This window comes from Amycolatopsis sp. NPDC004747, from assembly GCF_053601335.1.
Genome location: NZ_JBSGBQ010000023.1, coordinates 63233 through 83440, shown reverse-complemented (window position 1 = coordinate 83440; position 20208 = coordinate 63233). Strand labels below are relative to the sequence as shown.

At 73.5% G+C, this 20208-nt stretch carries 18 protein-coding genes and 1 pseudogene; 11 read left to right on the top strand and 8 right to left on the bottom strand.

Annotated elements, in window-relative coordinates:
* The 8 genes and pseudogenes from ACWEGE_RS31950 to ACWEGE_RS31915 all read left to right on the top strand — a co-directional run.
* Window positions 1-1285 (top strand): annotated as a pseudogene (locus tag ACWEGE_RS31950) (hypothetical protein); the annotation flags it as partial.
* A gap of 101 nt (window positions 1286-1386) precedes the next feature.
* A complete protein-coding gene (locus ACWEGE_RS31945) occupies window positions 1387-1692 on the top strand; it encodes a DUF1883 domain-containing protein (protein ID WP_449664161.1) in 306 nt (101 codons plus the stop codon).
* Between the two features lie 73 nt (window positions 1693-1765).
* A complete protein-coding gene (locus tag ACWEGE_RS31940; protein ID WP_449664160.1) occupies window positions 1766-2242 on the top strand; it encodes an MSMEG_6728 family protein in 477 nt (158 codons plus the stop codon).
* 472 nt (window positions 2243-2714) lie between these two features.
* The gene (locus ACWEGE_RS31935; RefSeq protein WP_449664159.1) at window positions 2715-5264 is read left to right on the top strand and encodes a glutaminase domain-containing protein; all 2550 of its coding nucleotides are present in this window, start codon (window positions 2715-2717) and stop codon (window positions 5262-5264) included.
* A gap of 24 nt (window positions 5265-5288) precedes the next feature.
* Window positions 5289-6437 carry a type III PLP-dependent enzyme gene (locus ACWEGE_RS31930; protein ID WP_449664158.1) on the top strand — a complete coding sequence of 383 codons (1149 nt, stop codon included), beginning with the start codon at window positions 5289-5291 and terminating at the stop codon, window positions 6435-6437.
* The gene (gene speD, locus ACWEGE_RS31925; protein ID WP_449664157.1) at window positions 6430-6789 is read left to right on the top strand and encodes an adenosylmethionine decarboxylase; all 360 of its coding nucleotides are present in this window, start codon (window positions 6430-6432) and stop codon (window positions 6787-6789) included. Before ACWEGE_RS31930 ends, speD begins: the two co-directional genes overlap by 8 nt.
* The gene (locus ACWEGE_RS31920) at window positions 6789-7661 is read left to right on the top strand and encodes a spermine/spermidine synthase domain-containing protein (RefSeq protein ID WP_449664156.1); all 873 of its coding nucleotides are present in this window, start codon (window positions 6789-6791) and stop codon (window positions 7659-7661) included. The genes speD and ACWEGE_RS31920 overlap by 1 nt, the downstream gene beginning before the upstream one ends.
* A gap of 184 nt (window positions 7662-7845) precedes the next feature.
* Complete coding sequence (locus tag ACWEGE_RS31915; RefSeq protein ID WP_449664232.1) at window positions 7846-8472, top strand: DUF4360 domain-containing protein; 627 nt, start codon at window positions 7846-7848, stop codon at window positions 8470-8472.
* Between the two features lie 266 nt (window positions 8473-8738).
* On the opposite strand, the gene ACWEGE_RS31910 is transcribed toward ACWEGE_RS31915, so the two are convergent.
* Complete coding sequence (locus tag ACWEGE_RS31910; RefSeq protein WP_449664155.1) at window positions 8739-9173, bottom strand: MarR family winged helix-turn-helix transcriptional regulator; 435 nt, start codon at window positions 9171-9173, stop codon at window positions 8739-8741.
* A gap of 74 nt (window positions 9174-9247) precedes the next feature.
* Between ACWEGE_RS31910 and ACWEGE_RS31905 the strand changes: the two genes are divergently transcribed.
* Both ACWEGE_RS31905 and ACWEGE_RS31900 read left to right on the top strand, forming a co-directional pair.
* Window positions 9248-11347 carry an MMPL family transporter gene (locus ACWEGE_RS31905; RefSeq protein ID WP_449664154.1) on the top strand — a complete coding sequence of 700 codons (2100 nt, stop codon included), beginning with the start codon at window positions 9248-9250 and terminating at the stop codon, window positions 11345-11347.
* A 21-nt stretch (window positions 11348-11368) separates the two neighbouring features.
* Window positions 11369-12802 (top strand): alpha/beta hydrolase, encoded by a 1434-nt coding sequence (locus ACWEGE_RS31900; RefSeq protein WP_449664153.1) that lies wholly within the window; start codon window positions 11369-11371, stop codon window positions 12800-12802.
* Here the strand turns inward: ACWEGE_RS31900 and ACWEGE_RS31895 are convergent.
* The 7 genes from ACWEGE_RS31895 to ACWEGE_RS31865 all read right to left on the bottom strand — a co-directional run bounded on the left by ACWEGE_RS31895 (window position 12759) and on the right by ACWEGE_RS31865 (window position 18205).
* Complete coding sequence (locus tag ACWEGE_RS31895) at window positions 12759-13112, bottom strand: STAS domain-containing protein (protein WP_449664152.1); 354 nt, start codon at window positions 13110-13112, stop codon at window positions 12759-12761. The two genes, ACWEGE_RS31900 and ACWEGE_RS31895, sit on opposite strands and share 44 nt — an antisense overlap.
* Complete coding sequence (locus ACWEGE_RS31890; protein ID WP_449664151.1) at window positions 13109-14179, bottom strand: cobalamin B12-binding domain-containing protein; 1071 nt, start codon at window positions 14177-14179, stop codon at window positions 13109-13111. Before ACWEGE_RS31890 ends, ACWEGE_RS31895 begins: the two co-directional genes overlap by 4 nt.
* Window positions 14176-15804 (bottom strand): PP2C family protein-serine/threonine phosphatase, encoded by a 1629-nt coding sequence (locus tag ACWEGE_RS31885; RefSeq protein WP_449664150.1) that lies wholly within the window; start codon window positions 15802-15804, stop codon window positions 14176-14178. The genes ACWEGE_RS31890 and ACWEGE_RS31885 overlap by 4 nt, the downstream gene beginning before the upstream one ends.
* The gene (locus ACWEGE_RS31880) at window positions 15797-16195 is read right to left on the bottom strand and encodes an ATP-binding protein (RefSeq protein WP_176177577.1); all 399 of its coding nucleotides are present in this window, start codon (window positions 16193-16195) and stop codon (window positions 15797-15799) included. Before ACWEGE_RS31880 ends, ACWEGE_RS31885 begins: the two co-directional genes overlap by 8 nt.
* A 92-nt stretch (window positions 16196-16287) precedes the next feature.
* Window positions 16288-16671: an STAS domain-containing protein gene (locus ACWEGE_RS31875; protein ID WP_449664149.1), complete on the bottom strand. Its 384-nt coding sequence runs from the start codon at window positions 16669-16671 to the stop codon at window positions 16288-16290.
* 98 nt (window positions 16672-16769) lie between these two features.
* The gene (locus ACWEGE_RS31870) at window positions 16770-17936 is read right to left on the bottom strand and encodes a VanZ family protein (RefSeq protein ID WP_449664148.1); all 1167 of its coding nucleotides are present in this window, start codon (window positions 17934-17936) and stop codon (window positions 16770-16772) included.
* Window positions 17937-18010: 74 nt separating this feature from the next.
* Entirely contained in the window at window positions 18011-18205 is a 195-nt protein-coding gene (locus ACWEGE_RS31865) for an antitoxin (RefSeq protein ID WP_449664147.1), read from the bottom strand.
* Window positions 18206-18480: 275 nt separating this feature from the next.
* On the opposite strand from ACWEGE_RS31865, the gene ACWEGE_RS31860 reads away from it, so the two are divergent.
* The gene (locus ACWEGE_RS31860) at window positions 18481-20193 is read left to right on the top strand and encodes a sulfatase (RefSeq protein WP_449664146.1); all 1713 of its coding nucleotides are present in this window, start codon (window positions 18481-18483) and stop codon (window positions 20191-20193) included.
* Window positions 20194-20208: the final 15 nt, after the last annotated feature.

The following is a 20208-nucleotide window of genomic DNA, read 5'->3' as shown; positions in this document are numbered from 1 at the left end:
AGTTGTGGCGCCGGTGGTGAAGGCGGTGGGTGCTGCCGGGCCGGTGGGCCGTGCGGCGGGTGGTGTGGTTTCGCCGGTGAGTGGAGCCGCGGCCGCAGTTGTGGCGCCGGTGGTGAAGGCGGTGGGTGCTGCCGGGCCGGTGGGCCGTGCGGCGGGTGGTGTGGTTTCGCCGGTGAGTGGAGCCGCGGCCGCAATTGTGGCGCCGGTGGTGAAGGCGGTGGGTGCTGCCGGGCCGGTGGGGCGTGCCGCAGGTGATGTGGTTTCGCCAATAGGTGGAGCCGCGGCCGCGGTTGTGGCGCCGGTGGCGAAGGCGGTGAGTTCGGCTGCGCCGGTGGGGCGTGCCGCGGGTGATGTGGTTTCGCCAGTGGGTGGGGGCGCGGCCGCGGTTGTGGCGCCGCTGACCAGGGCGGTGGGTGCTGCCGGGCCGGTGGGGCGTGCCGCAGGTACCGTGGTCTCGCCGGTGGGCGAAGCCGCCTCCGCGGTCGTGGCTCCACTGACCAAAGCGGTGGGCTCCGTCGAGCCGGTGACGCGTGCCGTCGGCGCTGTTGCCTCTCCGGTGAGCGAAACCGTCGCCGGGCTCGTTGCGCCCGTTGTTCGTGGCGGCCTTCCCGTCGTCGAGCCGGTGACCGGTGCCGCGAAAAGGCTTCTCTCCCCGCTGACCCAGGCCGTCGCCGGGCTTGGTGAGCCCGTTGCGTCCGTTCTCGGGCCGCCCGTTGCCGGTCTCGCCGGTTCTCTGGGGCACCTGCTCGAGCCGGTCGCCGGGCCCGTGCTCGGCGCCACTTCTCCCGCACTGGGCGATCTGCTCGCCCCCGTCGCCGACGGCGTCGGGCGACCGATCGTCGCCCCCGTCGCCGAGGCCGTCGAGCCGCCCGTGTCCAGGACCGTTGTCCGGGCCGTTCCCGCGGTCGCGCCGCGGGTGGTCGCCGGTGCGCCGCCGGATCAGGCGCGTGTTTCCGCCTCGGGTGTTCACCCCGCCGCCGCAGCCGGTGGGCCGGTGTGGCGAAGCGGCCCGGTCTGCTCCGCCGCCTCGCCGTCGCGCCGAAGCGCCGCTCACCAGCCGGTGGTGGCGCACCTCGGCGGCCACCGGCCCGGGTCCGCTCCGGCGCCGGCCCGGCCCGGCGCGCCCGGGTCGTCGTCCGACGTCGCCTCCGGCAGCGGGTCCGGCATCCCGCCCGCCTGCCTGAGCGCCGGCCAGGCTCCGCACCGCTTCCGGGCGTCCCCTTGGGCGCACGGGGATTTCGTGCCGCTGTCGCGGCCGTCCGAACCGGGCACCGGACCCGGTTAGTCCCGTTCCGATCTTCCGCCCGTCGTGTGCTCCGCGGCGCGATCCGCGCTGCCCGCGACTGCCGAACTCGAACCGAAAACCACGCGTGGAAGAGGGACGAAATGGAAGCGAGCGTGTTCGACCTGGGGAAGGTGCGAAGAGACGCGGTGGTCACCGTCCGCCTGGACGCGATGGCCAACGTCAGGCTGCTGACCGCGGTCAACTTCCAGGCCTACCGGCGCCGGCAGTACTACCGGATGCACGGCGGGGTGGCCACCGCACCGATGTTCAAGATCCACATCCCGGCCAACGCCCACTGGTTCCTGGTGATCGACGTCGAGGGCCTCGAAGCCCGGCCCCTGCGCCCGCGGGTGAGCGTCGAACCGGAAGCGGCCGTCACGGCCCGTGGCCGCGGCTGCCGGCCGTGAGCGTCCCCTCCGCGGCCCTGGATCCGGGGCCGCGGAGGGGAATCGGCGGCCGGATGCGGGGTACCCGGACCGGATGCAGACGTTCCTGCCGTGTCCCGGCTTCACCGCCAGCGCCCGCACGCTCGACCGCCGCCGCCTCGGCAAGCAGCGCGTCGAGGCGCTCCAGGTGCTGCGGGCGCTCGTGATCCCCGGCTACGGCTGGCGCCACCACCCGGCGGCGAAGATGTGGACGGGCTACGAGGAGGCGTTGACGCGCTACGGCCTCGAGGTCTGCGCGGTGTGGTGCGAGCTGGGCGCGGCGGACACGTGCGCGGTGAAGCTGGGGGAGGAGTTCACCCGATCGGTGAGCAGCGCCGAGGTCCGGACCCAGGCCGACCTCACCGCGGCGGGTGACGTGCCGCCGTGGCTGGGCGACGAAGCGCTCCACCGCAGCCACCAGTCGGCGCTGGTGCGGAAGGACCCGGACCACTACGGCACGCGGTTCCCGGGGGTGCCGCCGGACCTGCCGTACGTGTGGCCCGCGTCGGACCGCGCCAGCCGGGTGGGCTGAGCCGAGCCGCCGGGCCCGGGCTCGCCAGGTCTGGGCCGCCCGACCCGAGCCGGGTGGGCCAGGCGAGCCGAGCCGGGTGGGCCGGGCAAGCCGAGCCGGGTGAGCCGCCCGACCCGAGCCGGGTGGGCCGAGTTGGGCCGCCGGGCCTCGGGTCGTCTGAGCTGAGCCGCCCCGGCCCGGACCGCTCGACCCGAGCCGGGCCAGGCGGCTGGACCGACCGAGTCCAGCCGCCTGGTCCGGACCCGCCGGATCCGGGCCAGGCGAGCCCCGGCCGCTCAGGCCCGGGCCACTCACCTCACCTGCGCCGCGCCAGGGCCACCAGCGCCGGTCCGGCCGGCCTAAACCGCACCGGACCTGCGGCTCCACTGGTCCGCACCGCAACCCCGCACCGACCTTCGGCGGATTTACAACGTTGTACCAACGATGTAAAAAAGTCCCTGCCCGGCTCGCCCGCCGTCGGAAGGGGCCATCGATGTCCTCCGGAAACCGCGACCGAACCCGAGAACCCGCCCACCTCACCCGCCGCGATCTGCTCCGGCTCGCCGGGGGTACGGCCGCCGCCGTCGCGGCCGCGCTCTGGCTGCCCGGGACCGCCGCCGCCGGGACCTTCGGCCCGATCCGGCCGCCCGCCACCCCGCTGATCGTCCGCTCGCCCTACCTCTCCACCTGGCAGCCCGCCGACAACCTCCCCGGCACCTGGTCGAGCTTCTGGACCGGCCACATCACCGCGCTGTGCGGCATCGCCCGCGTCGACGGCGCCGCCTACCTCTTCGCCGGCGCGCCCGGCAGCCCGGCCACGACCCCGATGACGCAGGTCAGCCTCCAGGTCACCGGCACCCGCTCGACCTACGTCCTCAACGGCGGCGGTGTGAACCTCACCGTCACGTTCTTCTCGCCGGTCGACCCGGCGAACCTGCAGCGCCAGTGCGTCCCGTTCGGCTACGTCACGATCCAGGCCGCCAGCGCCGACGGCCGCGCGCACACCGTCGACCTGCACTTCGACACCTCCGCGGAGTGGGTGCACGGCAACACCGCCACCCCGGTCACCTGGACGCAGCAGCAATCCGGCGGCTACACGCTGCTCAGCTGCACCCCGGCCAGTCCCGGCGTGCTGCAGGAGAACGGCGACCAGGCCGGCTGGGGCTCGCTCGTGCTGGCCGCGCCCGCCGCGGGGACCACCTGGCAGATCGGGCAGGACACCGTCGTGCGCGGCGCCTCGGCGGGCCAAGGCGCCCTGAACAACACCAGCGACCCCGCCCAGCCGCGCGCGATCAACGACCGCTGGCCCGTGCTGGCCTTCAACAAGGACCTCGGCACGATCCCGGCCGGCGGCACGGCGAGCCCGTTCACCCTCGCGATCGGGCACGTCCGCACCCCCGCGGTCCGCTACCTCGGCACCGAGCTGCGGCCCTGGTGGACGCACTACTGGAGCAGCTGGCCGGACATGGCGGTCTGGTTCGCGAACGACTACGCCGCCGCACTGACCTCGGCCACCGCGATCGACCAGCGGCTGCACGACGACGCCGTCGCCGCGGCCGGCGGTGGCAGCACCGGCGAGCACTACGCCGGGATCTGCGCGCTCGCCCTGCGCCAGGCCTTCGGCGGCACCGAGCTGGTCGACCGGGGCGGCGCGCCCTGGGCGTTCCTCAAGGAGATCTCCTCCAACGGCAACATGTCCACAGTGGACGTCACCTACCCGGCGTTCCCGGCCTTCCTCCACCTTTCGCCCGCCTACCTGCGCCTGCTGCTGGAGCCGCTGCTCGACTACGCCGAGCGCGGCGGCTGGCCGATGGCGTTCGCCGAACACGACCTCGGCACCCACTACCCGGACGCCACCGGGCACAACGACGGCAACGAAGAGAGCATGCCGGTCGAGGAGTCGGCCAACCTGCTGATCATGGCGGCCGCGCTGGTGCAGCGGCTGCCGCAGGCCGAAGCCGTCGCCTTCGCGAACACCCACTACCGGATCCTGCGGCAGTGGGCCGAGTACCTGGTCGCCAACACCCTCGACCCCGGTTTCCAGAACCAGACCGACGACTTCACCGGCTTCATCGCCCACAGCGCGAACCTCGCGCTGAAGGGCATCATCGGCGTCGGCGCCATGGGCATCATCGCCGCCGCGGTGGGCAACTCCGCCGACGCCCAGCGGTACCGGTCGACGTCCCGCAGCTACGTCAGCCAGTGGGTCACCCTCGCCGAGGACGGCCAGCACCTGCGGCTCGCCTACGACCAGCCGGGCACCTGGAGCCTGAAGTACAACGGCTTCGCCGACCGCGTGCTCGGCCTCGACCTGGTCCCGGTCGGCGTCGCCGCGCAGGAGGCCGCCTGGTACCAGAGCCGCGCCGGCGCCCACGGCGTCCTGCTCGACCCGCGCAACAACTACACGAAAGCCGACTGGGAACTGTGGACCGCGGCCTGGCTCGCCGACCGGCCGGACATCCGCACCACCCTGGTCGAAGGTGTCTACAGCTACGCGAACACCACACCGCAGCGCGTGCCGTTCAGCGACTGGTACGTCGTCGCCGACGCCACCCAGCGCGGCTTCCAGGCCCGCCCGGTGGCCGGCGGCTACCTGGCGCTGCTGACCCGCCCCGCCGCGTCGACGACCGTCTGGCGGAAGCTGCAGAACCAGCGTTCGGGCAAGGTGCTGGCCGTTTCGAACATGTCGCTGGCCGACATGGCCGAGGTCACGCAGTGGTCGGACAACGGCACCGCGGACCACCTCTGGGCCGTCGTGGACAACGGCGACGGCACGGTCCGGATCGTCAACCGCAACAGCGGCAAGGTCCTCGCCGTGCACGACCAGAGCCTCGACAACGGCGCCCACGTCCAGCAGTACCGCGACAACGGCACCCCCGACCACAACTGGCGGATCGTCGACGCCGGCGGGGGCTGGTCGAAGCTCGTCAACGTCCGCAGCGGCAAGGTGATGGCGGTCGACCAGCAGTCCACGGCGGACGGTGCCCAGGTGACCCAGTGGGACGACAACGGCACACCGGACCACCTGTGGCGGTTCGCCTGACGCCCGTTTGCGACACTGGCGCCCGTGTGCGCCGACTTCACCCGGATCCGCCGGTTCCTCGACGAGCGGGACCCGCCGACCCCGTGCCTGGTCGTCGACACCGACGTCGTCGCGGCCCGGGCGCGGGAGTTCGGCGCGGCCTTCCCCGGCGCGCTGGTCCGGTACGCGGTCAAGGCCAACCCGGCGCCACCGGTGCTCGACGCGCTGGTGGCGGCCGGGATCGGCTTCGACGTGGCCGGGCCGGCCGAACTCGAGCTGTGCCTCGGCCGCGGCGCCGGCCCGGCGGACATCGCCTACGGCAACCCGATCAAGAAACCGCGGGACATCGCCTTCGCCTTCGAGCGGGGGGTCCGGGAGTTCACTTCGGACGCCCCCGCCGACGTCGAGCACCTGGGCCGGTACGCGCCGGGTTCGGCGGTGTCGATCCGCGTCCTGCTCGACGCGCCGGACTCGGCGACGCCGTTCGGCCGGAAGTTCGGCTGCGCCCCGGCCGAAGCCCTCGACCTCGTGCTGCACGCGGCCGCGCTGGGCCTGCGGCCCGGCCTGGCCTTCCACGTCGGCTCGCAGCAGCCGGACGTCTCGGCCTGGGAGATCGGCATCGCCACCGCCGCGAAGCTGTTCGCCGAGGCCGCGGCGCAGGGCGTCGGGATGACGCGGCTCAACCTCGGCGGCGGCTTCGCGACCGCGCACCGGACGGCGGTGCCGTCCTTGGCCACGTACGCGGCGACGATCGAGGCCGCCCTCGACGCGTCGTTCCCCGAAGGCCGGCCGGAGCTGCTGCTCGAGCCGGGGCGGGTGCTCGTCGCCGACGCCGGCCTGCTGCGGACCGAGGTCGTGCTGGTCGCGGACCGGGCCGGGCGGCGCTGGGTGTACCTCGACATCGGCCGCTACAACGGGCTGGCCGAAGCCGAGAACGAAGCGATCGCCTACCGGTTCGAACCGGTGGGCGTGCCCGGCGGCGCGGACGGCCCGGTGGTGCTGGCCGGCCCGACCTGCGACGGTGACGACGTGCTCTACCAGCGGACGCCGTACCGGCTGCCGGTGTCGCTGCGCGGCGGCGACCGGCTCGACGTGCCGGGCACCGGGGCCTACACCGCGAGCTACGCGTCGGTGGGGTTCAACGGGATCGAGCCGCTGCGCACGTACTGCGTCGGGAGGTGGGGCGATGCCTGAGGTCGGCCGGTTCACCGGGCGGCACGTGCTCGCCGAGCTGCACGGTGTCGACCCGGGGCTGCTCGACGACCCGGTGCGCCTCGGTGAGCTGCTGCGGGCGGCGGTGACGGAGGCGGGCGCGACGGTGCTCGACGTCGTGGCGCAGCGGTTCGCGCCGCAGGGCGCCACGGTGATCGCGCTGCTGGCCGAGTCGCACGCGTCGGTCCACACCTACCCGGAGCACGGGTCGCTCTTCGCCGACGTGTTCACCTGCGGGGACAGCGCCGACCCCGAACACGCCCTGCGGCTGCTGGCCAAGGCGCTCGACGCCGCGCCGGTCCACCTGTCGGTCCTCCACCGGGGAGAACGCTGATGCCCTTGATCCACGAACCCCTCGGCGAGGGCCTCACCCGCGTCTGGGAGGTCGGCGAGGTGCTCTTCCACGAGCGCACGCCGTACCAGGAGGTGCTGATCGGGACGACGGCACAAGGGGTTTCGCTGTTCTGCGACGGCGAGCGCCAGAGCACCGAAGCCAGCCAGCTGGTGTACCACGAAGCGCTGATGGTGCCCGCGCTCCTGCTGGCCGAACGGGTGCGGCGGGTGCTCGTCATCGGCTCGAGCGAGGGCGTCGCGAGCGAGCTGGCGGTCGCCGCGGGTGCTTCGCTGGTCGACCACGTCGACATCGACGCCCGCGCCGTGCGCGCCTGCGCCGAGCACCTGCCCTACGGCTACACCCCGGCGGAGCTGGCCCGGGCCGAGCGCGGGGACGGGCCGGTCCGGGTGTCCTATGCGGACGGCTGGGCCTTCCTCGCCGCGGCCGAAGACCGGGGCGAGCGCTACGACGTGGTCGTGATCGACCTGCCGGACGAGAACACCGATCCGGACGCGCAGCACAACCGCTTGTACGGCACGGACTTCCTCGCCCGCTGCGCGCGCGTGCTGGCGCCGGGCGGGGTGGTGACCTGCCAGGCGGGTTGCCCGACGCTGTGGCGCAACGAGACGCTCCGGGCGTCCTGGCGGCGGTTCCGCGAGGTGTTCGGCGGGGTGCTGTACTTCGGCTCCGACGAGCACGAGTGGGCGTTCCTGTCCGGCCGCGCGGAGCCGGTCGGGGAGCCGGGCGCGCTGGTGGCGCGGCGGTTCGCGGAGCGGGGGAGCGGCGCGGCGACGCTGGACGCCGAAGCGCTGCTCGGCGGCAGCGTCCCCCCGCGGTCCCTTCGCGCCAGTGGTCTGAACCAGTCGTCTTGACCTTCGATTCCGCGAATATCGGGGCCCGGGAAAGGTGAATTAGCGGGAAATGGATTTCCCGCGCTCCGCGCCTCTCGTGTTACTCCGTTCAGTGGCCGTCGAAAAGGTTGCGATCGCGCTACGATCCTTCCCGCGCGCGATCATCATCACCACCTCGGCACCGTGGCCCATTTGGAGGAGCGTCATGCTCGGTATGTCGGTCGTAGGCGCAATGATTCTGTCCACCCTCCTCGCTCCCGTCGATTCCGCGGCGGCGTCCGTTCCGAGCGAAAAGATCACGCTCGACATCAAGACGATCAACGGTTCGGGGTGCCCGGCGGGCACGGCCGCCGCGTCCGCCGACGTCGCCTCCGACAACACCTCGTTCACGGTGCACTACTCGAACTTCACCGCCAAGGCCGGCGGCGGCGCCCCCGCGCTCGAAGCCAGGAAGAACTGCCAGATCAACGTGGTCGTCCATGTGCCGCAAGGGTTCACGTACGCGATCGCGGAGGCGGACTACCGCGGCTTCGCGCACATCGAGAGCGGTGCGAGCGCGATCGAGCAAGCCAACTACTACTTCGCCGGGACGGCACCGACCGCACGGGTGCGGCACACCTTCCCCGGCCCGTTCCACGGCGTGTGGCGGGCCGTCGACGCCACCGACGTGGCCGAGCTGGTGTTCGCTCCCTGCGGGGAGAGCCGCAATCTGAACATCAATGCGGAACTGCGCGCGGACGCGGGCTCGTCGTCGGGCGGCAGTTTCATCGAAATGGATTCCGAACACGCGAGCGTGGACACGATTTACCACTTCGCGTGGAAGACCTGCTGAATTAGAGAGGTCTTCGTCGCGGCGCCCGCTCACCGGAACCCCGGCCGGTGAGCGGGTTTTGCCGTGCCCGCACGGGCCGGGAAATTCGTTGAACGAGGAACAACGAACCGGCGTCAGCCGCGGGCCGTCACCCGTTCGGTCTCGGGGCCCGGTGCCAGCCGGCACCGGCGTTCGAACCGCTCCATCAGGACGGTAGCGATCAGGACGGCCACTGGGGTGCTCACCGCGATCCACATGTAGCAAGAGCTACCCAGCCGGGCGCGCTCTCAATCGCCCGCGGACAGCCGGGTGATCAGCGCGAGCAGGCCGGTGCGGAACGCGTCGTCGTCGCCGAGGCCGCCGAGCAGCGCGGGTTCGGCCCGCACGGCCTGCTCGTGGACGGCCCGGCCGCGCGCGGTCAGCCGGGTGAGGTGGCGGCGCCCGTCGGCCGGGTCCGCGGCCCGGCTGACGAACCCCGCCTTGGCCAGGCGCTCGAGCGTGCGGCTCATCGTCTGGTCGGTCACCTGGCAGCGCTGGGCCAGTGTCCGCTGGGGCAGCGGTCCGTCACGCAGCGTGTGCAGGGCGATCAGACCCGCGTGGGTGAGGCCCAGGTCGTCGAGCACGGCCACCCAGCGCTGCTCCACCAGGCGGGCGGCCACGGCCAGCAGCCGGCCGGTCGGCCAGGTGCTCAAGTCGGGTTCGGGGGTTGTGCTCACCGTCACTCCGGGTCGTCGTGCAAAATGTTCAGCTTGCTGAACAATTGGGCGTGTTCGCCCTCGAAAGGACCTTAGCGACCATGAACGACAACCCGCGCCGCCTCCGCTGGCTGATCCCGGCCCTCCTGGTGGTCGCCTGGCTCGGCCTGGGCGGGTTCGGCGGTCCGTTCGCCGGCAAGCTCAGCGAGGTCGCGAAGAACGACAACGCCGCCTTCCTCCCGCGCTCGGCCGAAGCCACCGAGGTCGCCGACGAGCAGAAGGCGTTCAGCCCGCGCCAGGTGCTGCCCGCGACCGTCGTCGCCGAGCGCGCGAGCGGCCTGACCGCGGAAGACCGGCGCTTTCTCGAGACCAAGGCGCGGGAACTGGGCAGTGTGCCCGGGGTGGCCGGCCCGCTCGGCCGGCCGGAGCAGGCGCCACGCGACGACCAGGCCGCGCAGCTCGCGGTGCCGGTCTTCGCCGACGGCAACCCCGCCGACGTCGTCAAGGAGGTCCGGGCACGGCTCGCCGGCGCGCCCGACGGGCTCACCGTGCTCGTCACCGGGCCTGCCGGGCAGATCGCCGACCTGGTCAAGGCGTTCGGCGGGATCGACGGCATCCTGCTGCTGGTGGCCGGCGGCGTGGTCGCGCTGATCCTCGTCGCCGTCTACCGCAGCCCCTTGCTGCCGTTCCTGGTGCTGCTGTCGGCGGTGTTCGCGCTCGGGCTCGCCAGCCTGGTCGTCTACCTGCTGGCGAAGCACGACGTCCTCGCGCTCAACGGCCAGAGCCAGGGCATCCTCTCGATCCTCGTCTTCGGCGCGGCGACCGACTACGCGCTCCTGCTGGTCGCCCGGTTCCGCGAGCAGCTGCGCGACACGCCGAGCCGGTTCGACGCGCTGAAGCTCGCCTGGCGCGCGACGCTCGAACCGATCGGGGCCTCGGCGGGCACCGTCGTGCTCGGCGTGCTGTGCCTGCTGTTCAGCGACCTCAACTCGAACAAGGGCCTCGGCCCGGTGGCGGCGATCGGCATCGGTGCGGCCCTGCTGGCGTCCACCACGTTCCTGCCGGCCGCGCTGGCCCTGTGCGGCCGTGGCGCGTTCTGGCCGTTCAAGCCGGCGCTGGGCTCGCCGCACCCGGAGACGGCCGGGATCTGGGGCCGGGTCGCGCGCCTGGTCGGCCGCCGCCCGCGCGCGGTCTGGGTGGTGACGGCGCTGGTGCTGGGCGTCGGCGTCGCGTTCCTGCCGCAGCTGAAGGCGTCCGGCACCGCGCAGTCGGACGTCTTCCTGACCCAGGTCGAATCCGGGACCGGGCAGGAGATCCTCGGCAGGCACTTCCCGGGCGGCCTCGGCGCACCCGCGATCACGATCGCCGACGCCGGCGCGCTGCCCGCGGTCCTGAAGGCGTCCACAATCGACGGAGTGGCCCAGTCGTTCCCGTTGCCGGGCCCCGATGGCCGCCCCAAGGTGGTCGGCGGCCGCGTCCAGATCCTGTCGGTCCTCACCGATCCGGCGGACTCGGAGGCGGCGGTGGCGACGGTCGGCCGCCTGCGTGACGCCGTGCACGCGGTTCCGGAGGCGAACGCCAAGGTGGGCGGCCCGACGGCGATCCAGCTGGACACGCAGCAGACGTCGAAGCGCGACCGGGCGTTGATCATCCCGATCGTGCTGCTGGTGATCTTCCTGGTGCTGGCGTTGCTGTTGCGGTCGCTGCTGGCACCGCTGCTGCTGATCGCGACGGTGGTGCTGTCGTTCGCGGCGACGATGGGTGTGTCGGCGCTGGTGTTCAACCACGTCCTCGGCTTCCCCGGCGCGGACCCGGTGGTGCCGCTGTTCGGGTTCGTGTTCCTGGTGGCACTGGGGATCGACTACAACATCTTCCTGATGACCCGGGTGCGCGAGGAGGCGCTGACGCGGGGAACGCGAGCCGGAACGCTGCGCGGGCTGTCCCTGACGGGCGGGGTGATCACCTCGGCGGGAGTGGTGCTGGCGGCGACGTTCTCGGCGCTGGCGGTGATCCCGATCCTGTTCCTGGCGCAGATCGCGTTCATCGTGGCGTTCGGGGTGCTGCTGGACACGCTGCTGGTGCGGTCGTTGCTGGTCCCGGCGCTGACCATCGACGTCGGGCGGCGCATCTGGTGGCCGTCGAAGCTGGCTCGCCGGGAGGACTCGACAGCGAGCAGTCCTGGATGCCAAGAATCTTGGTAGCCAAACATTTCCGAGGGGAGCATGTGGGGGCGGATCACGGCACTCGTCGTCCTGCTCGTGTCCGTCGTCGCGCCACCCGCCTCGGCCTCGCCGGGCGCCCTGGACTGGGTGCCCGGCGGGGTGGGTGCGGAATGCACGAAGATCGCCGTTCCGCTGGACTGGGACCGGCCGGACGGGCCGAAGACCACGCTGGCGTTCGACCGGCACCGGGGTGGATCCGCGCGGTGGCGGGGTGCACCCCTTCAACGGCAGGCAGCCCGCCCCGGTCCGGTCCGGTCCGGCGCGATCGACTGCCGCCTGCCGGTGCACGACCCGGACGTGACCGCGTTCCCGCGCTCGGCGGCCGAGGCCGACGCGCTGATCCGGCACAACCAAGCGGTGGAGGCCGGTTGCGCCGGTCCGCCGGCCGGCCACCTGGACGCCGTCACCCAGGCCAGGGACCTCGACGCGGTCCGGGCCGCCCTGGGCGAAGAGCGGGCCAGTTTCTTCTTCTACGGCTACACCGGTCCGGGGCAGGCGTACGCGCACCTGTTCCCGCACCGCGTCCGCGCCATGGCGATGGACAGCCCGCTCGAGCACAGCGTCCCGGTGGTCGTCCGGGCCGCGGCGTACGCGTCCACAGTGGAGCGTGAGTTCACCCGGTTCGTGGCGTGGTGCACCGGGTCGGTGCGCTGCGCGCTGCACGGGCAGGACGTCGCCGCGGTCTACGACACCCTGCTGCGCGATGCCGACCGGCGTCCGGTCCGGCTGGACCTGCCGCCCGAACCCGGCCGCCCCGAACCGCAGCAGACGACGGTCGCGGTGCGCGGCGACGACCTGGCGTTCCTCACCGGGCAACTGCTGGAGATCGGCGACCTGACCCTCCCGGGCGGCGGCATGGGCTGGGCCGACCTGGCGACCGCCGTCCAGCAGGCGGCCGGCGGCACGAGCCCGGTGTTCGCCTTCGTCTACCGCTACTCGTGGGGCTTCCGCGACCTGTGGAACCCGCTGCGGGCCGGAATGTGCCAGGACTACCCGGCTTCGGTCACCGATCTCGTCGTGGCGCGGCCGATCGTGGCCGCGCTGGCCCCGCACACCCGCGGCGCGTCGCGGGCGTGGGACGCGCTGAGCGGCTGCGCCGGCCGGCGCACGGCGGGCACGAACCCGCCCCGGCCGGCGATCGTCCGGGGCGCGCCACCGATCCTGGTCGTGGGCGCCGAGGGCAACCCGTGGTCACCGTACGAAAACGTCGTCAGGGTGTCGGCGGAGATCCGGGGAAGTGTGCTCCTGACCTACGCGGGCCATCCCCACCCCTTAGCCGATGGCGGCCTTGAGGTCCGGGCACACCGCCGGGCACGCCGTCCACGACGGCACCCGCCAGCTGCTGCGGCGACGCTGTTCGGCGCGCACGACCCGTGGGAGCTGGACCTGCTCAGGAATCGCGCCGGGCCCGGGAGTCCGTCGCCTCGCCGGTGAGGTACGCGGCCGTGCCGGTGCGGGCGAGCAGCCGGTCCAGCGCCGGCTGCCGGTTGTCCAGGTGCAGCCGGGCGCCCGCGTCGGTGACGACGCGGTACAGCTTCATCAGCTCCGAGAGCCCCGAGGAGTCGCAGAAGCCGATTTCGCCGCAGTCCAGGCGGACTTCGCGGACGCCGGGGCGGCCGGCCAGCCGTTCGGTGACCAGCCGCAGCAGCGTGCCGGTCGTGGCGAACTCGAGGTCGCCGGTGATCGTGACGCGGGCCGTGCCCTCGTCGGGGGTGGTCCAGGTGCAGGTCAGCCCGGTGGTCATGCCGGCCGCTCCGATCCGGCGGCCGGCTCCGCCAGGTGCGTTCGTGCGGTGCGGAGCAAGCCGGTGGCCCGCGGGAAGTCGCGCAGTTCGCCTTCGAGCAGTTCGAGCGCCGGCGCGAGCGAGGCCGCCGGGACGCCGCGCGCGGTCAGGATCCCGGCCGTCCAGGTCAGGAACCCGGTGAACAGCTCGCCGTCGCCGACGTACAGGGCGGTGGCCAGGTACTCGACGATGTGGGCGAGGTCTTCGGCGGTGTACTGGCGCTGCAGGTCGGTGTAGTCCCGCATCGCCGGGATCCGCTCCTCCAAGCCCGCCAGCACCGTCTTCACCAGCCGGCCCGAGCTGCGCGTGACCAGCGTGTACTCCTGGTCGGCCAGGTGGGGCAGGTCGTCGAGCGGCTGGTGGGCGGTCTGCGGGCGGGGGAGCGGCTCGGCCAGCCGGTCGGCGGCGGCCCGGGCGTCCGGGGCCCACGCTTCGGCGCCCAGCAGCCGGGCGTACCGGCCGTCGTGACCGAAGGCGGCGCCGCCCGCGATGACCGGGGTCGCCGCCGCCTGGCACGCGGTGATCGTCGCGTGCGCCGTCGGCAGCCGGGTCGCCAGCGAGCCGGACAGCGCCACCGCGTCCGGGCCGGTCCGGTGCAGGTGGGCCACCAGGTGCGGGGCCGGCACCTGCGCGCCGAGGTAGTCGACCGCGAACCCGCGCAGCCGCAGCACCTCCGACAGCAGCCGGGCCGGCATCGCGTGCCACTCGCCGTCGACGCACGCGACGGTGATCCGGCCCAGGTGCGGCTCCGGCCGCTTCAGCACGTAGCCGAAGGTGGCGATGACGCGGTCGTTGATCGCGGTCGCCGCGTGCTCCTGGGCGACGGTGAGGCGGTTGGCCGCCCATTCGCGGCCGACCCGCCGCTGCACCGCGCCGATCACGTCGAGCAGCACGCTTTCCGGGTCGGCCCCCTCGCCGAGCGCCCGGACCACGACGTCGCCCGCGGCGTACTCGTCGCCCGTGGTGACGGCGGTCCAGAGCCGCTCGGCGTGCCCGGCCACCCCGGTGGCGCGGGTGGCGGTGCTCATGCGGTGTACCTCCCGCGGCCGTGGCCGCCGACCGCGGCCAGGTGCTGGCCGCGCGGCGCGGTGATCGCCAGCACGGCCATGTCGTCGTGGGTGCCGCGGCCGATCCACTGCGAGGCGAGCATCTGCACCCGCTCGACGACGGCGTCGGCCGGCATGCTCGCGCACTCGGCCGCGGCCTGCTTGAGCCGTTCTTCGCCGAACATGGCGTCCCCGAGCGGGCCGCCCTTCGCCTCGACGATCCCGTCGGTGTAAAGCAGGCAGGTCTCGCCGGGGTGCAGCGTGACGTCCGCGCTCGACGTCGTGATCTCGGGCAGCACGCCGATCAGGCTGCCCTGGCTGTCGGCCTCTTCGACCCGGCCGTCGGCCCGGATGATCAGCGGCGGCGGGTGCCCCGCGCAGGTCACGCGCAGCCGGACGGTGGCGCCTTCGCGCCGCGCGGAGGCCAGCACGAGGGTGACGTACCGGGCGTCGGCGTTGTCGCCGAGGGTGCGGTTCAGCAGGTCGAGGAGCCGGTGGTGGTCGCCGGCCATCGGCAGCAGCGCCCGCAGCGTGGTGCGGATCTTGCCGGTCAGCACGGCGGCGTCCAGGCCCTTGCCGCAGACGTCGCCGAGCACCGCGAGGGACTCTTCGCCCTCGGCGGTGATCGCCGAGTGGACGTCGTAGAAGTCGCCGCCGATCCGCTCGCCGTCGCGGGCCGGGCGGTAGCGGCCGGCGAACTCGACGCCGCCGAGCTGCTCGAGGGTCGGCGGGAGCAGCTCGCGCATGAGCGTGTCGGTGATCGACGCCTGCAGCGCGAACACGCGCGCCGCCGACATGGCCGCGCCCGCCCGCGCCGCGAACAGCCGGGCGAAGAGCTCTTCCTGGGCGGTGAACGACGCCCGGTCGCCGCGGCGCAGCAGGACCAGGGCGCCGGCGGGGACGCCGTGGCCGGGCAGCGGCGTCACGACGATCGAGCCGACCGGCCCGAAGCCCTCCGGCAGCACCCAGGACGGCGCCGCGCCGGGGTCGAGCCAGCGCGACGGCACCGGAGGGAAGCCCTGCAGCGCTTCGCCGAGACCGGGCAGATCGTCCGGGTCGATCTCCAGCCGGGCGCGGATCGGCACGCCGTCGCGCACGCAGGTGACGGCCGGGAAGCCGGTGCCGGCGGACGGGGCCAGGACGAGGGCGGCGTCGGCGAGGTGCTGCGCGGCCAGCCTCGCGGCCACCTCCATGCAGCGGTCCAGGTTGAGCGAGCCGAGCAGCGCGGCGGAGGCGTCGCTGAGGAAGGTGGTCCGCTCCTGCTCGCGGGCCAGTGCCTCGCGCGCCGAGCGGGTCTCGGTCTCGTCGATGAGCCACCAGGTCACGGCCTCGCCGTGCGGGACCGGGTGCGCGGCGAACGCGCGCTCGCCGACCTCGCCGCGGACGACCTCGTCGGAGCCGCGCTCGTGCGCCTCGGCCAGCCAGTCCGCGATCGTGCCCGCCGCCGGGCACCCGAAGCCGGCGGCCGGGAAGAGCGCGCGGGCGGCTTCGTTGAGGGCCCGGACCGTGCCGGACCGGTCGACCACCACGGCGGCGGCCGGGGCGGCCGCCCAGCCGCCGGTGCCGTCGACCGGGGCGGTGGCCGCGGTGTGTGCCGGATCAGCCACGGGCGCCCGCCGGATCCGGGTCGGTCGCCAGCTCGGCCCACAGGGTCTTGCCGCTGGGCCGGCGCAGCTGGCCCCAGGCCGCCGCGCAGCGTTCGACCAGCAGCAGCCCGCGGCCGCCGTGGTCGGACGGCGCCCGGCGGCGGGCCGGGTCGGTCCCGCTGTCGTCGACCTCGATGCGCAGCCGGGCGGCGCCGGGCAGCAGGCGGACGTGGTAGGGCGCGCGGCCGTGCCGCAGCGCGTTCGACGTCAGCTCGTCCACCACCATCACCGCCGTGCCGACGAAGTGGGCCGGGAAGCCGCGCAGGACCGTCCGCACCCAGTGCCGGACCCGCGCCAGTTCGGACAGCTCGGGGGAGATGCCGAGTTCGTGCCGGGCAAATCGGAGCTTCACATCCGCCTCCTTCGCCGTGCCACCCCCAGCCGGGAGGCCCTCTCCCTCTTCATGCCCGGAACCGGGCCCGCCCACACGGGTGTCCGAGGTCGTCATGCCGCACCCCAGGCGTCGGCGACCGCGTCGTGGGTCGGGTGCACCGGCAGGACGTCGCCGAGGCGGAGCAGGCCGATGGGCCGGGTCACCGCCGGGGCGGCCGACACGACGGCGAACCGGCCGCCCGCCGCGTGCAGCCCGCGGGCCAGCCGGAGCAGGACCTGCAGGCAGCTGGAGTCGCAGTACTCGACCTCGGCCATGTCCACCACGACCCGGGCGGCGCCCGGAGCGGCGACCAGCAGGTCCGCGAGCTTCGTCGAGGCCGCGAAGTCGAACTCGCCGCACAGGGTGTAGACGCTGGTCTCGCCGGAGTCGTGGGCCTCGAGCGACCAGCCGTCACCCGAGTACCGCTGCCGCGGCCGCGTTGCGTCGGTGGTCATCACAAGCTCCAGGAGGGGGTCGGGACGCGGGCTGGCCGGCTCAACCCGTTCCCGACGCAATCTACCAGCGCTGTCGACCAGGGGCAGGCCGGTGTCCCTTACTGTCCTTTAAGGACTTTCTCGGCAGGCGCGGTCACCGGCGCCTGCGCCGGCGTCCCCGGCGGCACGACGGCCACGTTCACGGTGCGGGTCAGCCGCTCGTAGGGGGCCCGGTGCTCGTCGTCGAGCAGCACGGCCAGCGGCGTCCAGATGCCGACGACGAACACCGAGGCGGCCAGCGCGACCGGCAGGAGCAGCCGTTCGGGGTGGTTCCCCAGGTCCCAGTGGTCCAGGTCCAGCACCAGCCAGGTGAGCCACAGCGGCGAGAGCAGGACGCCGTTGCGGACCAGCAGCGCGACCGGTCCGGCCCGGCGGCCGCCCCGGCGGGTCACCCGCAGCAGCATCGCGCGCTTGCCCGGTGTCGACCCGGTGACGGCGGGCAGGACCACGAACCACACGAGGGCGAGGATGACGACCGGCGTGTCGCGGTGGCTCAGGTCCTCGCCGAACAGCGTCAGCAGGCCGAAGAGGAACCCGAGCAGCGCGGCGAACCCCAGCAGGTCGGTGGCCAGCGCGAACAGCCGCCGGGTGAAGGTGACCTTCGCCGCGTAGCGGCGCCGGTCGTGTTCGGGCTCCGGGGAGGGGAGCAGCCGCCCGAGCGGGCCGGCCAGCAGCCAGCCCACGACGACACCCGCGGTGTTGAGGATCAGGTCGTCGACGCTGAAGAGCCGGTACGGGCACGGGTAGACGAACCACAGGCCGGTCAGCTGCGTCAGCTCGAAGAACAGCGACACGCCGAAGCCGATCAGCGTGGCCGGCAGCAGCCGCACCCGCCGGGCGTAGCGGACGTAGAAGCCCAGCGGGGCCAGCATCACGACGTTGAGCGCGGTGGTCCAGACCGCCGGGTTGTGCAGCAGCGCGCCGGGGCTCCAGTGACCACGGGCCCGCTGCGAGACCACCTCGACGAAGTAGAACGGCCGCAGCTGCGGGGAACTGGCGTAGGTGTGGCCCGCGCAGTACGCCGGGTCGGCCGGCAGCGGCAGCACCGTCTGGGTGGCGATCGCCAGCAGGTAGAACAGGAACGTGTAGAAGACGAAGGTCGGCCACCCGCCGGCGCGGCCGCGGCGGCGGTAGCTGACGAAGGCGGCCGGCAGCATCACGGCCAGCGCGACGAGCGGGAACAGCAGCAGGGCGGTCCGGACGGGGACCAGGTAGGTGGCGACCACGGAGCCGGTGGTACCCAGCCGCGGGGGCGGCGAAGCGTGCTTCCCCCGGACGGCTGGGATTCACCGGCGCGGGCTCACTGCGGCGGGGCGTCCTGCCCGCCACCGCCCTGCTTGCGCAGGAACTCCTTCGCCTTCTCCGAGCCCTGGTCGATCTTGTCGGCGTGCTCGCCGAAGCGCTGCTTGGCGGCCTCGGCAGCCTTGTCGACGCCCTGGTCGGCCTGGTCCGGGTGGTTCCCGAGCGCTTCCTTGGCCTTGTCGAACAGGTTCATCACGGACCTCCGCTGCGGATTCGATCTTCGGACCCCCCGAGGAGAACACCGGCGGCGCGCACCCGCAACGCCGCTTCCCCTGTGCCGGGGATTTCGGGCGTTTGTGCGGGTGAAAGCCGGGCGCGGGGGTTTGGGAAGATCGGCGGCGGGTAGCGGCGGCCGCAGACCTGGAGGTGCTTGAACCGCACGCCGCCGCGGCCCGTATATCCGGTGACGACCGCCGCCCGGCCGCACGGGCCGCGGTCACCACCGTGCACCACGACGTGAGGCTCGCCATGGTTGGAAACATCGGTCTGCCGCTGGTGCGGCGCGTCCGCCGCACCCCGGTCGCCGGGGCGGCGCTGCCCGACTTCGGGCTGCCCCGGCCCGGACGGCGGCGCCAGGTCGTCGCGAGCCGGGTCCTGACCGTGCTGGCCGCGCTGCTCGTGCTGTTCGGGCTCCTCGCCCCCGACGACCTCAGCTCGTTCTCCCTCGCGGACCTCGTGCGGGTGCCGGTCGAGGGACTCGTCGTCGCGGCGTTCCTGCTGGTCCTGCCGCCGCGGGCGCGCCGCGTCGCCGCCGCGGCTGTCGGGCTGGGGCTCGGCCTGCTCACCCTGATGAAGGCCCTCGACACCGGCTTCTACGCGACGCTGGAGAAGCCGTTCGACCCGGTCTACGACTGGAGCTTCTTCCACGCCGGCGTCGAGTTCCTCGCCGGGCAGATCGGCAACGCGGCCACGACCGCCGCGCTGGTCGGCGCCGGGGTGCTCGCGGTGGCGGTGGTGGCGCTCATGGTGCTGGCGATGCTGCGGCTGAGCCGGATCGCCGCCGGGCGCCGCACCGGCGCGACGCGGGTGGTGGCCGTCCTCTCCGTGGTCTGGATCGTCTCCTCGGTGTTCGGCGTCGAGCTCGCGCCGGGGCAGCCGGTCGCCGCCCAAAGCGCCGCCGCGCTGGCCTACGGCGACCTGCGCCAGGTCGGCGCCGATCTGCGGGACCAGCGGCCCTTCGGCGAGGTGGCCGGCGACGACGCGTTCCGGGCCACCCCGGGCGCCCAGCTGCTGAACGGGTTGCGGGGCAAGAACGTGGTGCTGACCTTCGTCGAAAGCTACGGCCGGATCGCGCTGGACGACCCGGTCATCGGCGCGAAGATCGGCCCGTCGCTCGACGCGGGCACCGCCGAGCTGCGCGCGGCGGGCATCGGCGCGAGGAGCGCGTTCCTGTCCTCCTCGACGTTCGGCGGCGGCAGCTGGCTGGCGCACTCGACCGTCCAGTCGGGGATGTGGATCGACAACCAGCAGCGGTACAACGACCTGCTGGGCAGCGACCGCCTGACGCTCGGCGGGGTGTTCCAGCGGGCGGGCTGGCGGACGGTCTGGGACGTGCCTGCCCACACGAAGGACTGGCCGGAGGGCCAGAGGTTCTACCACCCGGACGCCTACTACGACGCCCGGTCCATCGGCTACCACGGGCCCGGCTACGCCTACGCCACCATGCCCGACCAGTTCTCGCTCTCGATGCTGCAGCGCAAGGAACTGGCGAACGCGACGCCGCAGCGCCCGGTGATGGCGGAGGTCGACCTCGTCTCCAGCCACGCACCGTGGTCGCCGCGGCCCTGGCTGGTCGACTGGAACCAGGTCGGGGACGGCTCGGTCTTCAACCCCCAGCCCGCGGCGGGCGAAGCGCCGGAGTCGGTCTGGAAGGACCCGGAGAAGATCCGCGAGGCCTACCGCGACGCGACGGACTACTCCCTGAAGACGGTGATCTCGTTCGTCAAGCAGTACGGCGACGACAACCTGGTGCTGGTGTTCCTCGGTGACCACCAGCCGCCGGTGGTCACCCCGCAGGGCGCGGTGCACGACGTGCCGATCACCATCGTGGCCAAGGACCCGAAGGTCCTCGACCGGATCGCCGGCTGGGGCTGGCAGGACGGCCTGCACCCGGGCGCGCAGGCGCCGATCTGGAAGATGGACTCCTTCCGCGACCGCTTCCTGAACGCCTTCGCCCGCTGACCGTCCTCTCCGGAC